The organism is Agarivorans gilvus, from assembly GCF_001420915.1.
GTDB classification, from domain to species: Bacteria; Pseudomonadota; Gammaproteobacteria; order Enterobacterales; family Celerinatantimonadaceae; genus Agarivorans; species Agarivorans gilvus.
The window spans coordinates 3,183,304-3,199,804 of record NZ_CP013021.1 but is presented as its reverse complement, the minus strand read 5'-3'; the positions used below and the strand labels follow the sequence as shown (position 1 = coordinate 3,199,804).

The following is a 16,501-nucleotide window of genomic DNA, read 5'->3' as shown; positions in this document are numbered from 1 at the left end:
GTATTGCAAATATGTCGACAGATTGGAACGGTGAGTGGATCAGCCCCTATGCTGAACACGGAAAAAAAAGCGAACAAGTAAAAAAAATCACAGTATCAATTCCTTTAAAGGTATTAAAGATACTCACAGATGAGCGTACCCGCAGACAAATTAATAACTTGCGCCATGCCACCAACAGTGAGTTACTCTGCGAGGCCTTCTTGCACGCTTATACTGGTCAACCCCTCCCTGACGATAGCGACCTAGAAAAAGACAAACCCGATCCGGCCTTAGAAAAAGCCGCCCTAGCCGAGCAAGATAAAGAAGAATAAGATACTCGGAAGCCGCTCATTTAGCGGCTTTTTTCTAAGTGAACCTAAACGCATTGAATTTAGATGAATAGCTAGTTAATAAAGTCTAGCTAACTTCATTATTTAATAAGGAGTATTTGATTTCAGCTGCCTATATTGATAAAAATATAAGTTTACACATCGGAGTCAAACGTGAACCTTCAAACAATAACAGCTGCTCAAAGAAAACAATTAGAAACTAAGTGTGCTAACAGATTAAACTGGACTGATGGTGGACACTGGATAGGCAGAGGAAAAGCGCCTAATTGCTTTGTTCGACAGAAATCTACCAGCACTAAATCACATACTTATAAATTCCCAACAGATGAAAGCGCCACTCGCTGGAACATGGAATGGGAAAAAACCATTCGCCAAGCTGGCCACTTTGGTACTGCTTTATTAACCGTTGGAGTAACAGTAGCTACAAGTGGTTTTGGAGGAATGGCGATTGGAACATTGGCAGCCATTGCAAAGGACGAATTACAAGCTCAAATACCTTACCCAAGAATGGCAAGAGGCTGGACTTATGAGCTTATCTTCACCCATGAATTCTCTTATTCCCCCACCCGTATATGGCGAGAATACTTACTCAAACCATAACGACAATAACCAAAGACTTTAAGGGCAACGTAATTAATACCTCTAAACATTCTAGTCAACATGCACTAAAGGATCTTCCTGATGGGCTAGGACGAATGTTGGCAACCGCACCATCTACAAAAACCAGTTCGAATTACTAGTTTACTTTCACTCGCCTATGCTTGATTACATCATAGGCGACTGAAAAAACAATTAGGCAATGTGCAAGTACTAGATCCGAAGTACTATCAATAAAATACCAAGACAGTCCGCTACACAACGCCGCTACAACAATTAACCAAAAAACTCTGCGCTTTAACAACACCAAACTCTCCGTGTGCTTACCAAGTATGATTTATGGTTCGACTTTAACATTGTGCTTTTGAGCACTCCACAATTATTGACCATATTATTCATAAAAATCTAAGCTAAAGACAGTCATATTTCGCCTTCGGTGACATCATTAAGCTTCACCGACCATAGCTTAGCAAAAAGGTGGCAGTAACTATGCGGTAAGAATAAAGAAAGAAAAACAATACGGTAATTTTGACTTCTTCGTTCGATATACTTATCTAACATTTTCCACGACCTACAAAAAGACAAACCCGATCCCGCTTTAGAAAAAGCCACCCTAGCCGAACAAGATAACGACGATTAACCGCCCTTAAGCTCGGCTATTCCTTTCGCTTAAGCGGGCTAGCTAAGTCGACTAGCTGATGCCTCGGCGGGTAAATTTGTTACTCGCTGAGCAAGTGACTTAAGCTGCTTTCTGTCCAACATCACCACCGCCTTTAGCGCCACTGGCTATTTCCCACAGACGCGCCGCTGTTCTTAAGTCATAATGCAGCAAGGCTTAGAGTTTGCTCGCAAAAACCAAGAATAAAACTCTCGCTTTCTGATACTAGCCGTTTTCAGCGTCTAACCAGTGAAGTAAACTATGCCGCAACGCAAACACCATAGAAAAAGATAATAAAGGGACCTATTTATGAAACTACATGCTGTGTTAAAAACCATGCTATTAAGCGCAAGTTTGGCGGTCAGTTCACTGCATGCCGAACCTGTTTACGTGGTATCCACCGCCATTGTTGAACACCCAGCCTTAGATGCCGTACGTGATGGCATTAAAACTTACTTAGAAGAGCACGGCTACGCAGGTGATAAAATGAGATTCACCTACGAAAGCGCTCAAGGTCAGCCCGCTATCGCGGCCCAAATTGCTCGTAAGTTAGTGGGCGAACAACCCGATGTGATTGTGGCCATTGCCACACCTTCAGCCCAAGCAGCCGTTAGCGCTAGCCAAGATATCCCAGTGGTGTTTTCGGTGGTTACCGACCCTGTTGGCGCTAAAGTAGTACCCAGCTTAAACCAGCCTGGCAGTAACGTGACAGGCTTGAGTGACATGGTGAATGTGAAACAACACCTCGCATTAATGAAAGAATTTCTCCCCGAGCTAAAACGCATTGGCATTCCGTTTAATCCCGGCGAAGCTAACTCCGTTGCCATTGTTGAAGCAATGAAAGCCGCGGCCGCAGAGATGGGCATTGAGGTGATAGAGTCTGCTGCCCCTAAATCATCCGATGTAATGATTGCCGCCAAGCAACTCGTAGGCAAAGCGGAAGCGATTTACTGTTCAACCGACAACACCATTATTAGTGCTTTTGAATCGGTAGTAAAAGTGGGTATTGATGCTCAAATCCCGGTGTTTGCCGCCGATACCGCCTCGGTTGAACGTGGCGCAGTAGCCGCCGTGGGTTACGATTACGCCGACTTAGGTCATCAAACTGGTGAATTGGTATTGCGCGTATTACAGGGCGAAAAACCGGGTGATATCGACGTAAAAATGGCCGAAGGTACCAACTTATTCATTAACTCTAAAATGGCCCAGCGCATGGGTGTGACCATTCCGCAAAGTGTGCAACAGCGCGCCAATAAAATTTACTAATCATAAGGCGAGTTCATGTCTACTTTTGCTTTTTTGGGCACCTTAGAAATCGGCTTTATCTATGGCTTGGTGGCCATTGGGGTTTATCTTACCTTTCGCGTATTAGATTTTCCCGACCTGACCGTAGATGGTAGTTTTACTTTGGGAGCTGCCGTTACAGCCACCCTAATCGTGCTAGGTTTTAACGCCTATTTAGCCACCCTCGCAGGCGCATTGGCGGCCGCCTGCGCCGGTTTAGTCACCGCTTGGTTAAACCTGCGCTTTAATATTCTGCATTTGCTGGCCAGTATTTTAACCATGACGGCCTTGTATACCATTAACCTAAGGGTAATGGGCAAACCCAATGTCGCATTGATTATGGAACCCACAGTACTTACACCATTTGAAAGCTTAGGCATTCCTAATATGTACCTAAAAGTACTGTTTGTAGCGGCCTGCTCTATCATTGTTGGTTTAATTGTGGCGTGGTTCCTCAATACTCAATACGGTTTAGCCATGCGCGCGGTGGGCGCCAATACCCGTATGGCTCAGGCCAACGGTATCGTAGTAAAAGAAAAAGTCTATGTAGGTTTGGCCCTGTCAAATGGCTTAGTCGGTTTAGCTGGCGCACTGTTTGCGCAAACCAACGGCTTTGCCGACTCCACCATGGGCATAGGTACCATTGTGGTGGGTTTGGCGGCAGTGATTATTGGTCAGTCGATGTTCTCTAGCCGCTCGATGGTAGTGATTGTTTTAAGCTGCATTATTGGCTCGCTGCTGTACCGCGTAGCGGTATCACTAGCCTTAAATGCCGACTTCCTCGGTTTTACCGCTTCTGACTTAAATTTAATCACAGCGGTATTGGTAGGGCTGGCCTTAATCTTCCCGCAACTGCGCAATGAATGGAAAGCTAAACGCGCCAAGGGGGCTCAACAATGATCCGCTGCGAAAATCTACATGTCACCTTTAATCAAGGCCTACCCACTGAAAAGTTAGCCCTGCGTGGCGTTGATCTGAGTATCGAACAAGGACAATTTGTTACGGTGATTGGCTCTAATGGTGCGGGGAAATCCACCCTGCTAAACGCGATCGCCGGTGACATTCCCTCTACTGCCGGGAAAATTTTCTTCGATACCCGTGATGTCACCCGCTTGCCAGCAACTGCGCGCACCAAAGACATCGCCCGAGTATTTCAAGACCCCTTAGCCGGCACCTGCGGCAGTTTAACCGTTGAAGAAAACATGGCTTTGGCCTATGGCCGAGGCAGCCGCGGCAAACTTAGTTCGGCCTTAAACGAGAAGCTTCGCCAACTATTTCGTGAGCAGCTCAGCCGACTCAACCTTGGTTTAGAAAACCGCTTAGATGCCGAGATGGGTTTACTGTCGGGTGGTCAGCGTCAATCGGTAAGCTTATTAATGTCGGCGCTGCAACCCAGTAGCATCTTGCTATTAGATGAGCATACCGCCGCACTTGATCCGAAAACCGCCGCCTTAATCATGGATATCTCCTCACAAATCATTAGTGAAAAACAACTCACTGTGATGATGGTGACCCACTCGATGCGCCAAGCGCTCGACTACGGAGATCGCACCATCATGCTTCACGAGGGTAAGATAGTCTTTGATTTAAGTGGCGAAACTCGCGCCCAATGCGAGGTAAAAGATCTACTCGATCTATTTGCTAAGGCACGTAACGATCAAAGCGAACTGGACGACGACAAACTGCTATTAGATAGCTAAGCCCCAAAACGAAAATGGATGAGTTTAAGCTCATCCATTAAAAACACTGGGCTTGGCTTAAACGCCAGCCATAAAAAAAGCGCCCTTAGGCGCTTTTTTTTGCTGTATAACAACTCAAATAAGACTGGCTTATTTTTTGCCGCCCAATACAGCGAATTTTTTGTTGAAACGATCAACACGACCACCAGTATCAACGTTACGTTGCTTACCAGTGTAGAACGGGTGACATTTGTCACATACGTCTAGGAACATAGTACCAGTGCGAGTAGATTTAGTTTCGATTACGTTACCGCAAGAACAAGTAGCAGTAAGTACTTCGTAAGTTGGGTGGATATCAGTTTTCATGGATTACCTCAATACATGGGCCGTATCGCCATCTGGTCGCCACAATTGACACCAAACACCATACGAAAACAACTCTATCAGAGCCTATAAATTTTTAGGTGGCGGATCATATAAGAAGCCATCGAGCTTAGCAAGCTTGATTGACAATTAAGCAGCAAAAATCACTAAGTAGTTCATTTGCGCCGCAAGCTAGTCTGCCAGTAGAATGAGACAGGTTTTATAAGAGTTTATCAATTCGTGTCTATAGTTCGCGTCGCTTTAGCAATTCCCCTACGTCGCCTTTTTGATTACAGCGTCCCCCAAGGCGCTACTCTGCCTGTGATAGGTAGCCGAGTGAAGGTGCCTTTTGCTAAGGGAGAAAAAGTGGGTCTGGTAGTGGAACATCCCAGCAGCAGCGATGTTGCCGAAGATAAACTCAAACCCTTTAGTGAAAGCTTAGATCAAACGCCACTGCTGCCCGACAGCTTGTTCAATTTGCTGAACTGGGCCAGTAGCTATTACCACCACAGCTTGGGAGATGTGATCAGCCAAGCCTTGCCGGCGCTATTACGCAAAGGAGAGCCAGCTCGCCCCAAAGCCATTGAAGCTTGGCGTATAAGCGAAACGGCCATGCCGATTAATCTCGATGATTATAAACGCGCCCCCAAACAAGGCGTAGTCTTAGCCAGCTTGCAGCAGCATAGCCCCCTCACCGAGCAACAATGCAAACAACAAGACTTATCGCGCAGCGCCATTAAAACACTGCACGACAAAGGCATCATTGAAAAAATCACCATTCATCCACAGGCACAACTATGGGCCAGTGAAGACACCAACAAACAAGCGCCATTGCAATTAAATGCCGAGCAAGCCATCGCAGTAGCGGCGATTAACCAACACCTTGGTCAGTTTCAGGCCTTTCTTATTGAAGGTATTACCGGCTCGGGAAAAACCGAAGTCTACCTCAACGTGATAGCCGAAGCGCTAGCCCGAGGCACCCAAGCACTGGTATTAGTACCCGAAATTGGGCTGACGCCACAAACCCTAGCGCGTTTTAGTGAACGCTTTAAGGTGCCCGTTTTTGCCATTCATTCAGGACTAAATGACAACGAACGCTTGAGTGCCTGGTTAAAGGCTAAGCGCGGTGAAGCCGGTATTATTATCGGCACTCGCTCGGCGGTGTTTACCCCGCTAGCTAAGCCGGGGGTAATTATCATCGATGAAGAACACGACAGCTCGTTTAAGCAACAAGATAGCTTTCGCTATCATGCTCGCGACTTAGCTATTGTGCGTGGCCGCATGGAAAAAATACCGGTGGTAATGGGCTCGGCAACCCCCTCCTTGGAAAGCCTACAAAATGCCCTAAGCGGGCGTTACGCTCACCTTAGCTTGAAGCAACGCGCAGGTAATGCGCTACAAGCCGAGCAACAACTCTTGGACATACGCCAACAGCCACTTAACTCCGGCCTATCTCCGGCACTGATTAAAGCAATGCGTCAGGAGCTAAAAGCCGGACGCCAAGTGATGCTGTTTTTGAACCGACGCGGTTACGCGCCCGCCTTGTTATGTCATGAATGTGGTCATGTTTGTGAATGCGAGCGCTGTGAAGCCTACTTCACCTATCACCAGCAGCCGCGCCATCTCGCTTGCCACCATTGCGGCAGCCAAAAAGCGGTGCCCCAGCAATGTAGCCAATGTGGCTCCACTAACCTGGTAACCACCGGTTTAGGCACCGAACAACTCGAAGAGGCCTTGCTGAGTATTTTCCCCGACTACCAAGTCGCTCGCATCGACCGCGATAGCACTAGACGCAAAGGCAGTTTAGAGCAGCTACTGGATGATATTCACCAACATCGCTACCAAATCTTGCTTGGCACCCAAATGCTCGCCAAGGGCCATCACTTTCCTAATGTCACCTTGGTAGCACTGCTGGACATCGACCATGCGCTATTTTGCTCAGATTTTCGCGCCCCCGAACGCTTAGCTCAGCTTTATGTGCAAGTGGCCGGACGCGCAGGGCGCGCCAACTTACTCGGCAAGGTGATCTTGCAATCTCATCACCCCGAACATGAGTTATTACAGGACTTAATTAACAATGGTTATCAGCATTTCGCTCGCTTTGCTCTGAACGAGCGCAGGGACACCGAACTCCCACCGTTTAGTTTTCAGGCGCTATTTCGCTTTGAAAGTGTCGATGGCAACGCGGTACAAGAGCTTAGCCAGCAAGTCTATCAACTGGCTCAGCCGCTACAACAAGCAGGCACTTGGGTGTTTCCACCCAGCCCAGCGCCGCAGGCTCGCAGAGCAGGGAAATTCCGCATGCAATTGCTGATTCAAGCCGAGCAGCGCGCGCCGCTGCATCAGCTCGTGCATCAACTACTGCCCCAATTAGAAGCACAAAAGCTCAGTCGCAAGGTACGCTGGTCCTTAGATATCGATCCCTACGATATGCAATAAGCGAACAAGGCTTACCAAACAAGGACTGGCCGATCGCCAGCAAATCGTTCCAAGGACAGAAATAGGCCCGATAAGAGATAGTTTTCGTCAACGATTGTCGGTAAAATGCCCGCTTTGTACAGTTTATTTACGCGAGATTGGTGTCAACCTAAATGAAAGAGCTTATTCAACAACTTCTGGAACAAACGGTCATAGCCCTGAAACAACAACAGTTGCTACCTGAAGAATTCGAACCCCGAATTCAGGTCGACCGAACCAAAGACAAAGCTCATGGTGACTTAGCCACCAACCTAGCCCTAATGGCGGCCAAGCCAGCAGGCAAAAACCCGCGTGAATTAGCCCAGCTTATCGTGGACAACCTGCCTCAATCCGACTTGGTTGAAAAAACCAACATCGCCGGACCGGGCTTTATCAACTTTTACTTAAATAACGATTGGTTAGCGAGTCAAATTGAAGCCATGGCTAACTCAGCTAACGCCAACGTTAAGCCAGTAGAGCAAAGCCAAACCATCGTTGTGGACTATTCTGCCCCCAACGTCGCAAAAGAAATGCATGTTGGCCACCTGCGCTCCACCATCATTGGTGACGCGGTAGTTCGCACCTTAGAATTTCTAGGCCACAAGGTGATCCGCGCCAACCACATCGGTGACTGGGGAACCCAGTTCGGTATGTTGATTGCCAACTTAGAAGAAATAGAACAACGCGGTACCGATGCAGGTAGCATCGAGTTAGCCGACTTAGAAGCGTTTTACCGTGAGTCAAAGGTACGCTACGACAGCGACGAAGCCTTTGCCGAGCGAGCCCGCAACTATGTTGTGAAACTGCAAAGTGGCGACGAATACTGCAACACCATGTGGCGCAAACTGGTCGACATTACTCTTAACCACAACCAAGCAGTTTACGATCGCCTGAACGTGTCGCTTAGCAAAGATGATGTGATGGGCGAAAGCATGTACAACCCCATGCTTAACAACATTGTTAGCGATCTTAAACAACAAGGCCTCGCGGTAGAAGACAACGGCGCCACCGTGGTCTTTTTAGATGAATACAAAAACAAAGATGGCGACCCTATGGGCGTGATCATTCAGAAAAAAGACGGTGGCTTCCTCTACACCACCACCGACATTGCCTGTGCTAAATACCGCTACCAAGAGCTAGGCGCTGACCGAGTATTGTATTTCATCGACTCTCGCCAGCATCAGCACTTAATGCAAGCGTGGAGCATCGTTCGTAAAGCCGGTTACGTGCCTGAAGAAGTCCCACTAGAGCACCACGCCTTTGGCATGATGCTAGGTAAAGATGGCCGTCCGTTTAAAACCCGTAGTGGCGGCACCGTTAAATTAGTTGATTTGTTAGAAGAAGCCGAGCAGCGCGCCCAAACCATCGTGGCAGAAAAGTCTCGTGACCTTGATGCCGAACAACAAGCTCAAGCCGCCAAAGTGATTGCGATGGGCGCGGTAAAATATGCCGATTTATCGAAAAACCGCACCACCGATTACATCTTTGATTGGGAAAACATGCTGGCCTTCAACGGTAATACCGCACCTTACTTGCAGTATGCCTATACCCGCATCCAATCGATTATTCGCCGCTCTGAGCTCGATATTAGCGCGCTTAACCAAGCTATCAACTTAGAACAGGATGCAGAAATCGCCTTGGCGCAAAAACTGATCCAATTTAGCGATGCGGTACATAATGTAGCCAACAAGGGTATGCCACACATGATGTGTAACTACCTCTATGAATTGGCTGGAGCCTTCATGACCTTTTACGAAGCCTGCCCAATCCTTAAAGATGTTAATGAGCAGCAGAAGTGCAGCCGCTTGCGCCTAGCCGACCTAACAGCGAAGGTACTAAACCAAGGCTTATCATTACTAGGAATTGAGACCCTGGAACGGATGTAAGCATGGCCAAGGACTATGTAGGGCGCAGTAAGCCCAAAAAGCGCACGGCGAAATCTAGCCGTGCGGCGAATCAGCCTAAACGCTTTCCTATTCCGCTAGCACTGGCTGTGCTAGCGGCAATTATTGGATTTGCTGTATTGCTATTTAATATTAAAGGCACAGCCCCTACACCAGCGCCCAGCTTAAGTGAATTAACTCCAGCGCCTAGTCCGGCTAAACCCAAAGCCCAATTACCAGAACCGCCCAAAGAGCGTAGCTACGTAAAAGAGCTTGAACAGAAACAGGTTGAGGTAGAAATTACCGAGCAACAGAAACCGAGCAAGCCCTACCAGATGCAATGCGCGTCCTTCCGCAGTCGAGACCGCGCCGAAGAAAGCAAAGCTCTGATCGCCTTTGCCGGTTTAGAAAGCCAAATTAAGCGTACCGAAGGCAGCAATGGAGCATGGTATCGTGTAGTACTTGGCCCCTACCCAAGCAAACGAGACGCCGAGCGAGATCGCCACATCTTACAGCGTGCTAAAATCAACGGCTGCCAAATTTGGCACTGGAGTTTCTAAAAAAATGGGCCTACTAGGCCCTTTTTTGTACTCGCTATCCCACGGGTCTGCTACGGATTAGCGATAATGCCAAGTAAGCCTCTAAACCAAGTACTTAAGCACTTGGTTTCTTAGTGAATTAGAGGCCAAATGCAATGCTAAACAACTAAAAATATTAGTTATTTGAACTGCTTCTCAACTATGTTATAAAAATGTAGCTAAGCTAATACGTTATAACTACTTAAAATGTGGGCTTTTTATAAGCTTCGCCCGCGATGCTAATTAGGGAACGCGACGAAATGGAAAACACCGAACTAGAGCAACTTGACCGCCGTCGCTCTATGCGACTCGATCTTGAAAATGAGCCAGTTCAAATTAACTGGAAAGACAGCAACGGCGAGCAACAATCGATTGAAGCTATCTGCATCGACATCTCTCGTAGAGGTATGTTAATCACCCATAGTGACGACTTACCTATCGGCACCAAACTCATCGTAAAGTTCACTTCTGAGCAAGCCAGTAATACCGAACTCAAAGCCAAAGTGGCGCGCTGTCATCGAAAGAACTTTTCCAGCTACCATATGTTTTTGTTATTACAATAGAAAAGCTATCAACTTAAGCAAAATTGACCAACTGTCTTATACTTATCTTAACTTGTCACCGTCTATGCTAATAAGGCATAACAAGTCATGATAACAAGGAGCAGCCATGTTAATACTGGTGGGTGGAGAGAAAGGAGGCAGCGGCAAAAGCTGCTTGGCACAAAATATCGCGGTGCATCTTAAAACAAGCCTCGATGCCAATATTCTAATGGTTGATTGCGACCCGCAGCGTACCACATCCGACTGGATACAAGCCCGCAACGAAGATGAGTCCTTACCCGGCATTTCTTGTATTCAACTGTACGGCAAAATTCGCAAAGATCTACTTAGCCTAGAAAGTGGCTACGACTTTGTTATCGTTGATTGTGGTGGCCAAGATAACCTAGCCATGCGTGCCGCTATGTCGGTAGCCAAGTATGTACTTATTCCACTGCGCCCCAAGCGCCGTGACTTAAAAACCCTGCCGCACATGGAAGACATGCTCAGTACCTGTAAAATGGTCAACCCTAAAATGGTTGCCAGTTTTGTCATAACCCAATGTCCTTCATTGCCCAGCCAAGTGACACGTATTCTCGAAGCCAAAGAAGTGTGTCGCTCCTTTGGCCTCCACGTACTCGACTCGGTGACCTTTTCAAGGAACATTTATGATGACAGCGAGGAAAGCGGCCGCTCGGTAATAGAGATAGATCAAGAGGGCAAGGCCGCCGCAGAAATCGCCGCCATCGTTAATGAACTTTTCGCCATAGAACAAGAAGACTCTCATGAGTTTATCTGATTTAAAAAAACAGGCGAACAAGCCCAACCAGCGAAAAAAGTTGAGTGTAGACCAGTTTATAGAAGATGCTGACAACTACGCTCAAGGGCGTCCTAGTTTAAGCCTACTGGCGAAACAAGATGAGAAAGGCAAACCCATTGCCAACTTTCGCCACTGTACCTTCACCTTTGATAACAGCGCAGTTAATAACTTACAGCGAGCCGCTTTACAGCACCAGATAGCCAAATCTAAACTACTTCGAGTATTAATAAAGCAATTTTCCTCACTGAGCATTCAGCAACAGCAAGATCTATTAAAGCGATATCAAGACGGCTAATTTCGGCGAGTTTTTTGAGCCACACCTTGAAATCCCTATCACTATCCCCCACTTCTCAGATATAGCCCAAGCTAACGTAGTAAGTTAGCTCAACAAACTGAGGAAATAACGTGACTACTATCGTTTCCGTACGCCGCAATGGCAAAGTCATTATTGCTGGCGATGGCCAAGTCTCTCTTGGCAACACCGTAATGAAGGGCAACGCGAAAAAGGTGCGTCGTTTATATCACGGTAAGGTTCTGGCCGGCTTTGCCGGCGGCACAGCCGATGCTTTCACCCTATTCGAACGTTTTGAGGCCAAATTGGAAATGCACCAAGGCCACTTAACTAAAGCTGCAGTTGAGTTGGCCAAAGACTGGCGCACCGACCGCATGCTAAGAAAATTAGAAGCCTTACTGGCGGTAGCCGACGCCGAAGCGTCCTTGATCATCACCGGCAATGGTGACGTAGTTCAGCCCGAACACGACCTCATCGCCATCGGTTCAGGTGGGCCATTCGCCCAATCCGCAGCCCTCGCCCTATTAGAAAACACTGATTTAAGTGCCAGAGAGATTGCCGAAAAAAGCTTAACCATAGCGGGCAATATTTGCGTATTTACCAACTTAAACCAGACTATTGAAGAATTAGACGCTAAAGCCTAAGGCTTTGCAGGAAGAAATTATGTCGGAAATGACCCCAAGAGAAATTGTCTCAGAACTAGACAACCACATCGTTGGCCAAGCTGACGCCAAACGCGCAGTGGCAATTGCCCTACGTAACCGCTGGCGCCGCATGCAATTGGACGATGATTTACGCCAAGAAGTCACGCCTAAAAACATTCTAATGATTGGCCCAACTGGTGTTGGTAAAACTGAAATCGCCCGCCGTTTAGCCAAGCTTGCTCATGCGCCTTTCATTAAAGTGGAAGCCACCAAATTCACCGAAGTGGGTTATGTGGGTAAGGAAGTGGAAACCATCATTCGCGACTTAGCCGATGTGGCGTTCAAGATTACTCGCGAACAAGAAACCGAAAAGTTTCGTTACCGCGCCGAAGACCAAGCGGAAGACCGCATTCTCGACGCCTTGTTACCTCCCGCACGAGACAGTTTTGGCCACGATGAAAAGCCAGAAGAAAGCTCAACACGTCAAGCCTTCCGCAAGAAACTTCGTGAAGGTCAGTTAGATGACAAAGAGATTGAAATCGACTTAGCTCAGCCGCAAGTGGGTGTAGAGATCATGGCACCTCCTGGTATGGAAGAAATGACCAACCAGCTTCAAGGCATGTTCCAAAACCTAGCGGGCAATAAAGATACCAAGAAGCGAAAGCTGAAAATTAAAGAAGCCTTCAAGCTTTTGGTTGAAGAAGAAGCGGCCAAGATGATCAATCCAGAAGAGCTTAAAGAAAAAGCCCTGCATGCGGTAGAAAACAACGGCATCGTATTCTTAGACGAAATCGACAAGATTTGTAAGCGTGGCGAAGTGTCTGGCCCCGATGTCAGCCGTGAAGGTGTACAGCGAGACTTGCTGCCCTTAGTTGAAGGCTCAACCGTGAATACCAAACATGGCATGGTAAAAACCGATCACATTCTGTTTATTGCCTCGGGCGCTTTCCAAGTTGCCAAACCCTCAGACTTGATTCCTGAGCTACAAGGCCGCTTGCCAATTCGTGTTAACCTGAGCGCCCTAAGCGCCGAAGACTTTGTGCGGATCTTAACCGAGCCTAGCGCCTCACTAACTGAGCAGTACAAAGCGCTGATGGCCACTGAAGGCTTAAACATTGAGTTTACCGAAGACGGCATTCGTAAAATCGCCGATGCAGCGTGGCAGGTAAACGAACGCACCGAAAACATTGGCGCACGTCGCTTACACACGGTAATGGAGAAACTAATGGAAGAGCTTAGCTTTGTCGCTTCAGACAACGCAGGGCAAACCATGGTCATCGATGCCGATTACGTTAGCAAATACCTCGGTGACTTAGTGGCCGACGAAGACCTCAGCCGCTTCATTCTATAGCGTGAAATTAGCCGCCGATTTGGCGGCTTTTTTTTAGCTCCCAAGCCAGCCTCTCTTTAGTACACTCCGCTTTTCTGACGCTCTTACCATTTCCTAATTGAAAACGGCAACTTAGGGTTTATACTGGTAGCGAATACTCGGGCCAATTTTAGGATCCAAACCATGGAATACAATACCTCAGAACTTTGTGACCTCTATGCCGACACAGTTGACGTTGTCGAGCCGATGTTTGCTAGTTATGGCGGCAGAAATGCCTTTGGTGGCGAAATCACCACCATCAAGTGCTTTGAAAATGCCGGACTAATTGCGCAAGTGGTGCAGGAGTCTGGAACTGGTAGAGTATTACTGATCGACGGCGGCGGTTCGCTGCGTCGCGCCTTGGTAGATGTGAACATTGCCGAGACAGCTGCCGAGAACGAATGGGATGGCATTATTGTGTATGGTTGCGTGCGCGATGTTGACGCTTTAGAAGACCTAGACATAGGTATTCAAGCACTGGCGTCTATTCCTGTTGGTGCCGATGCCGATGATGAAACTGGGGATATTAACATTCCGGTTAACTTTGGCGGCGTGACCTTCCTACCGGAAGATCACATCTATGCCGATACCACCGGAGTGATTCTTTCACCTGAGCCGCTCGACATAGAGTAAGCACTCAGGTGTTTAATACTACTCGGCGTGAACGTCTTCAATTCGGCCTAATAAAGCCTTAAGGCGTTCTTGCCAAGCTTGTTGCTCTTGTAACAGGCGGCTGTTTTCATCATTTAGCTTGCTGTTCTGTTCCTTCAGCTCATCAATTTCCATACGCAACAATTCGATGCTATCAACCGCAACTTGGATCTTTGCTTCTAATTTTTCTAATACTTCAAAGGACATTACTCTTTACTCCCGTTAATTCCGTTTCTTAATCAGTACACGGCTTTGAACTGAACCAGTAGTTATCTGCACAAGAGCCAAAGTCGGTACTCACATACTGATAACAACTGCTTTAACAGCAGCATACTCTTGTCATCTTTAGCCAACAAGAGTAGAACAGTATTTCGCTAACTAGTTGTTGAATAAATAGTCATGAATATACAAAAAGGCCGCTACCGCCATTACAAGGGGCAAGATTACCAAGTAATCGACACGGTAATACACTCTGAAACCGAGCAAATCTTAGTCTTATATCGCCCCTTATATGGCGACGCAAAGTTATGGGTAAGACCCTATGAAATGTTTTTTGAAACAGTGGATGTAGCAGGGGAGCAAGTGCCTCGTTTCGCTCTTGTTGAGGCACTTGAAAAAGAGTAATCAGCGGCTTAGATATTTTGCCCCATATCCATTGCTGGCATCTCGCAACATGGGGTGCCAACCACTTTTGCCGGCACGCCAGCTACCGTAGTATGAGCCGCCACCGGCTCCAATACCACACTACCCGCTCCCACTTTAGCGCCCCGCCCTACTTCAATATTACCGAGGATTTTAGCCCCAGCGCCAATTAATACACCTTGGCGGATCTTAGGATGACGATCGCCAGTTTCTTTACCTGTTCCACCTAAGGTCACCGATTGCAGTATCGATACATCATCTTCAATCACTGCAGTCTCACCCACCACAATGCCGGTAGCATGGTCGAACATGATGCCTTTGCCGATGGTGGCCGCAGGATGCACATCCACTGCAAATACCGCCGAAATTTGGTTTTGTATGTAACGCGCTAAGGCTAAACGACCTTGCTTCCACAACCAGTTGGCCACACGGTAGCCTTCCAAGGCATGAAAGCCCTTCAGGTATAACAAGGGAACCGCATAATAGGCCACCGCAGGGTCACGGTCTTTCACCGCTACTATATCGGCCGCCACTGCTTCTAGAATACTAGGGTCGGCGCGTAAGGCTTCTTCAATAAACTCGCGCAACAAAATCGCCTGAACCGTTGAGCTGTCTAACTTACTGGCCAGCTGAAAGCTCAAGGCCGCGGCTAAACTATCATGATTCAAAATGGTGGAATAAAAGAAACTCGCCAACATCGGCTCATCTTCAGCCATACGATTGGCTTCATCGCGAACTTGCAACCACACTGTTTCAGCTAGGGTTTGCTTGATTTGAAAATCGCTATCCTTTGCCACTGCTTCACCTTACTCTAGTTCTAATTTCTTTTCCTGCGGGACCACAGACTGTGGATCTTGGTGGATCAATACATCAGCTTCAGGCCACAGTTCAACAATTTTATCTTCTACTTGATCGGCAATTTTATGTGCCGTGTAAAGATCTAGCTTATCATCTAGCTCCAAATGAAGCTGAATAAATTTAGTTTGCCCCGCTTGGCGAGTACGAATATCGTGTGCCCCCATCACCTCTGGCACCGCTAAGGCGCAATTCAAAACCTGTATTTGAAAGGACTCGGGCAACTGCCTATCTAAAAGGTTTTGCACCGAGTCTTTGGCGATGCCAAAAGCACCGTAACAAATGTACAGAGCAATCAGCACCGCAAACAAACCGTCGGCCCAGTACCAACCAAAGCGGCTTAATAACAAGGCCACCAATACTGCCGCATTCATGTAGATATCCATGGCATAGTGCATAGAGTCGGCTTTAATCACGGTATTGTTGGTTTTGCGAATCACGTAGCGCTGGAACATCACTAAAGCAAAGGTGATTAGGGTTGATATCACCATTACGCTAATCCCCGCATTGCTATGTTGAATAGCTTTGGGGTCGAGCAGCTCGGTCACACCACTAAATAGCAGCATAATGGCCGAACCGGTGATAAACGCGGCTTGCGCCATACCCGCTAGGTGTTCCGCCTTGCCATGGCCAAAGCTATGTTCTTTATCAGGGGGTTGCAAGGCATAACGAACAGCCAACAAATTCACTACCGACATTCCCATATCCATCAGGGAATCGATCAGTGAAGCGAGAATACTTACCGCACCAGTATATAAAAATGCGCTGCTCTTAATAACAAGCAAGGTCACCGCTACACAGGTTGCAACCCAAGTAGCTATGGTGACCAAGCGCTGATAATTATGCTTTTCCACTTTACAA

Annotated in this window: 19 protein-coding genes; 15 read left to right on the top strand and 4 right to left on the bottom strand. The window is 47.4% G+C overall.

Going from position 1 to position 16,501, the window contains the following annotated elements:
* Positions 1 to 11: 11 nt before the first annotated feature.
* The 5 genes from metJ (at position 12) to AR383_RS15060 (ending at position 4,568) form a co-directional block, all read left to right on the top strand.
* Positions 12 to 311 (top strand): met regulon transcriptional regulator MetJ, encoded by a 300-nt coding sequence (gene metJ / locus AR383_RS15080; protein WP_055733881.1) that lies wholly within the window; start codon positions 12 to 14, stop codon positions 309 to 311.
* 171 nt (positions 312 to 482) lie between these two features.
* Positions 483 to 929 carry a hypothetical protein gene (locus AR383_RS15075; RefSeq protein ID WP_055733880.1) on the top strand — a complete coding sequence of 149 codons (447 nt, stop codon included), beginning with the start codon at positions 483 to 485 and terminating at the stop codon, positions 927 to 929.
* Positions 930 to 1,893: 964 nt separating this feature from the next.
* Positions 1,894 to 2,850 carry an ABC transporter substrate-binding protein gene (locus AR383_RS15070; protein WP_055733879.1) on the top strand — a complete coding sequence of 319 codons (957 nt, stop codon included), beginning with the start codon at positions 1,894 to 1,896 and terminating at the stop codon, positions 2,848 to 2,850.
* A gap of 15 nt (positions 2,851 to 2,865) precedes the next feature.
* Positions 2,866 to 3,768 (top strand): ABC transporter permease, encoded by a 903-nt coding sequence (locus AR383_RS15065; RefSeq protein ID WP_055733878.1) that lies wholly within the window; start codon positions 2,866 to 2,868, stop codon positions 3,766 to 3,768.
* The gene (locus AR383_RS15060; protein ID WP_055733877.1) at positions 3,765 to 4,568 is read left to right on the top strand and encodes an ABC transporter ATP-binding protein; all 804 of its coding nucleotides are present in this window, start codon (positions 3,765 to 3,767) and stop codon (positions 4,566 to 4,568) included. The genes AR383_RS15065 and AR383_RS15060 overlap by 4 nt, the downstream gene beginning before the upstream one ends.
* A gap of 129 nt (positions 4,569 to 4,697) precedes the next feature.
* Here AR383_RS15060 and rpmE read toward each other — a convergent pair whose 3' ends face one another.
* A complete protein-coding gene (rpmE, locus tag AR383_RS21350; RefSeq protein ID WP_083481635.1) occupies positions 4,698 to 4,913 on the bottom strand; it encodes a 50S ribosomal protein L31 in 216 nt (71 codons plus the stop codon).
* A 237-nt stretch (positions 4,914 to 5,150) separates the two neighbouring features.
* Here rpmE and priA point away from each other — a divergent pair, with 237 nt between their 5' ends.
* From priA to rraA, 9 genes are all read left to right on the top strand, one after another.
* Positions 5,151 to 7,349: a primosomal protein N' gene (gene priA, locus AR383_RS15050; protein ID WP_055733875.1), complete on the top strand. Its 2,199-nt coding sequence runs from the start codon at positions 5,151 to 5,153 to the stop codon at positions 7,347 to 7,349.
* A gap of 152 nt (positions 7,350 to 7,501) precedes the next feature.
* The gene (argS, locus tag AR383_RS15045) at positions 7,502 to 9,253 is read left to right on the top strand and encodes an arginine--tRNA ligase (RefSeq protein WP_055733874.1); all 1,752 of its coding nucleotides are present in this window, start codon (positions 7,502 to 7,504) and stop codon (positions 9,251 to 9,253) included.
* 2 nt (positions 9,254 to 9,255) lie between these two features.
* Complete coding sequence (locus AR383_RS15040) at positions 9,256 to 9,810, top strand: SPOR domain-containing protein (protein WP_055733873.1); 555 nt, start codon at positions 9,256 to 9,258, stop codon at positions 9,808 to 9,810.
* 278 nt (positions 9,811 to 10,088) lie between these two features.
* The gene (locus tag AR383_RS15035; RefSeq protein WP_055733872.1) at positions 10,089 to 10,391 is read left to right on the top strand and encodes a PilZ domain-containing protein; all 303 of its coding nucleotides are present in this window, start codon (positions 10,089 to 10,091) and stop codon (positions 10,389 to 10,391) included.
* A 106-nt stretch (positions 10,392 to 10,497) separates the two neighbouring features.
* Positions 10,498 to 11,166, top strand: a complete 669-nt coding sequence (locus AR383_RS15030) for an AAA family ATPase (RefSeq protein WP_055733871.1) — start codon at positions 10,498 to 10,500, stop codon at positions 11,164 to 11,166.
* Positions 11,153 to 11,482, top strand: a complete 330-nt coding sequence (locus AR383_RS15025; protein ID WP_055733870.1) for a hypothetical protein — start codon at positions 11,153 to 11,155, stop codon at positions 11,480 to 11,482. The genes AR383_RS15030 and AR383_RS15025 overlap by 14 nt, the downstream gene beginning before the upstream one ends.
* 110 nt (positions 11,483 to 11,592) lie before the next feature.
* The gene (gene hslV / locus AR383_RS15020) at positions 11,593 to 12,123 is read left to right on the top strand and encodes an ATP-dependent protease subunit HslV (RefSeq protein ID WP_055733869.1); all 531 of its coding nucleotides are present in this window, start codon (positions 11,593 to 11,595) and stop codon (positions 12,121 to 12,123) included.
* A gap of 19 nt (positions 12,124 to 12,142) precedes the next feature.
* On the top strand, positions 12,143 to 13,474 hold the full coding sequence (gene hslU, locus AR383_RS15015) for an HslU--HslV peptidase ATPase subunit (protein WP_055733868.1): 1,332 nt from the start codon (positions 12,143 to 12,145) through the stop codon (positions 13,472 to 13,474).
* A 162-nt stretch (positions 13,475 to 13,636) separates the two neighbouring features.
* Complete coding sequence (rraA, locus tag AR383_RS15010) at positions 13,637 to 14,125, top strand: ribonuclease E activity regulator RraA (protein WP_055733867.1); 489 nt, start codon at positions 13,637 to 13,639, stop codon at positions 14,123 to 14,125.
* A gap of 18 nt (positions 14,126 to 14,143) precedes the next feature.
* Here rraA and zapB read toward each other — a convergent pair whose 3' ends face one another.
* Positions 14,144 to 14,350, bottom strand: coding sequence for a cell division protein ZapB (gene zapB / locus AR383_RS15005; RefSeq protein WP_055733866.1), 207 nt, complete (start codon positions 14,348 to 14,350; stop codon positions 14,144 to 14,146).
* A 192-nt stretch (positions 14,351 to 14,542) separates the two neighbouring features.
* Here zapB and AR383_RS15000 point away from each other — a divergent pair, with 192 nt between their 5' ends.
* Positions 14,543 to 14,767 carry a DUF1653 domain-containing protein gene (locus AR383_RS15000; RefSeq protein WP_055733865.1) on the top strand — a complete coding sequence of 75 codons (225 nt, stop codon included), beginning with the start codon at positions 14,543 to 14,545 and terminating at the stop codon, positions 14,765 to 14,767.
* 8 nt (positions 14,768 to 14,775) lie between these two features.
* Here AR383_RS15000 and cysE read toward each other — a convergent pair whose 3' ends face one another.
* A complete protein-coding gene (cysE, locus tag AR383_RS14995) occupies positions 14,776 to 15,582 on the bottom strand; it encodes a serine O-acetyltransferase (protein ID WP_198150160.1) in 807 nt (268 codons plus the stop codon).
* Positions 15,583 to 15,591: 9 nt separating this feature from the next.
* Entirely contained in the window at positions 15,592 to 16,494 is a 903-nt protein-coding gene (locus AR383_RS14990) for a cation diffusion facilitator family transporter (RefSeq protein ID WP_055733864.1), read from the bottom strand.
* Positions 16,495 to 16,501: the final 7 nt, after the last annotated feature.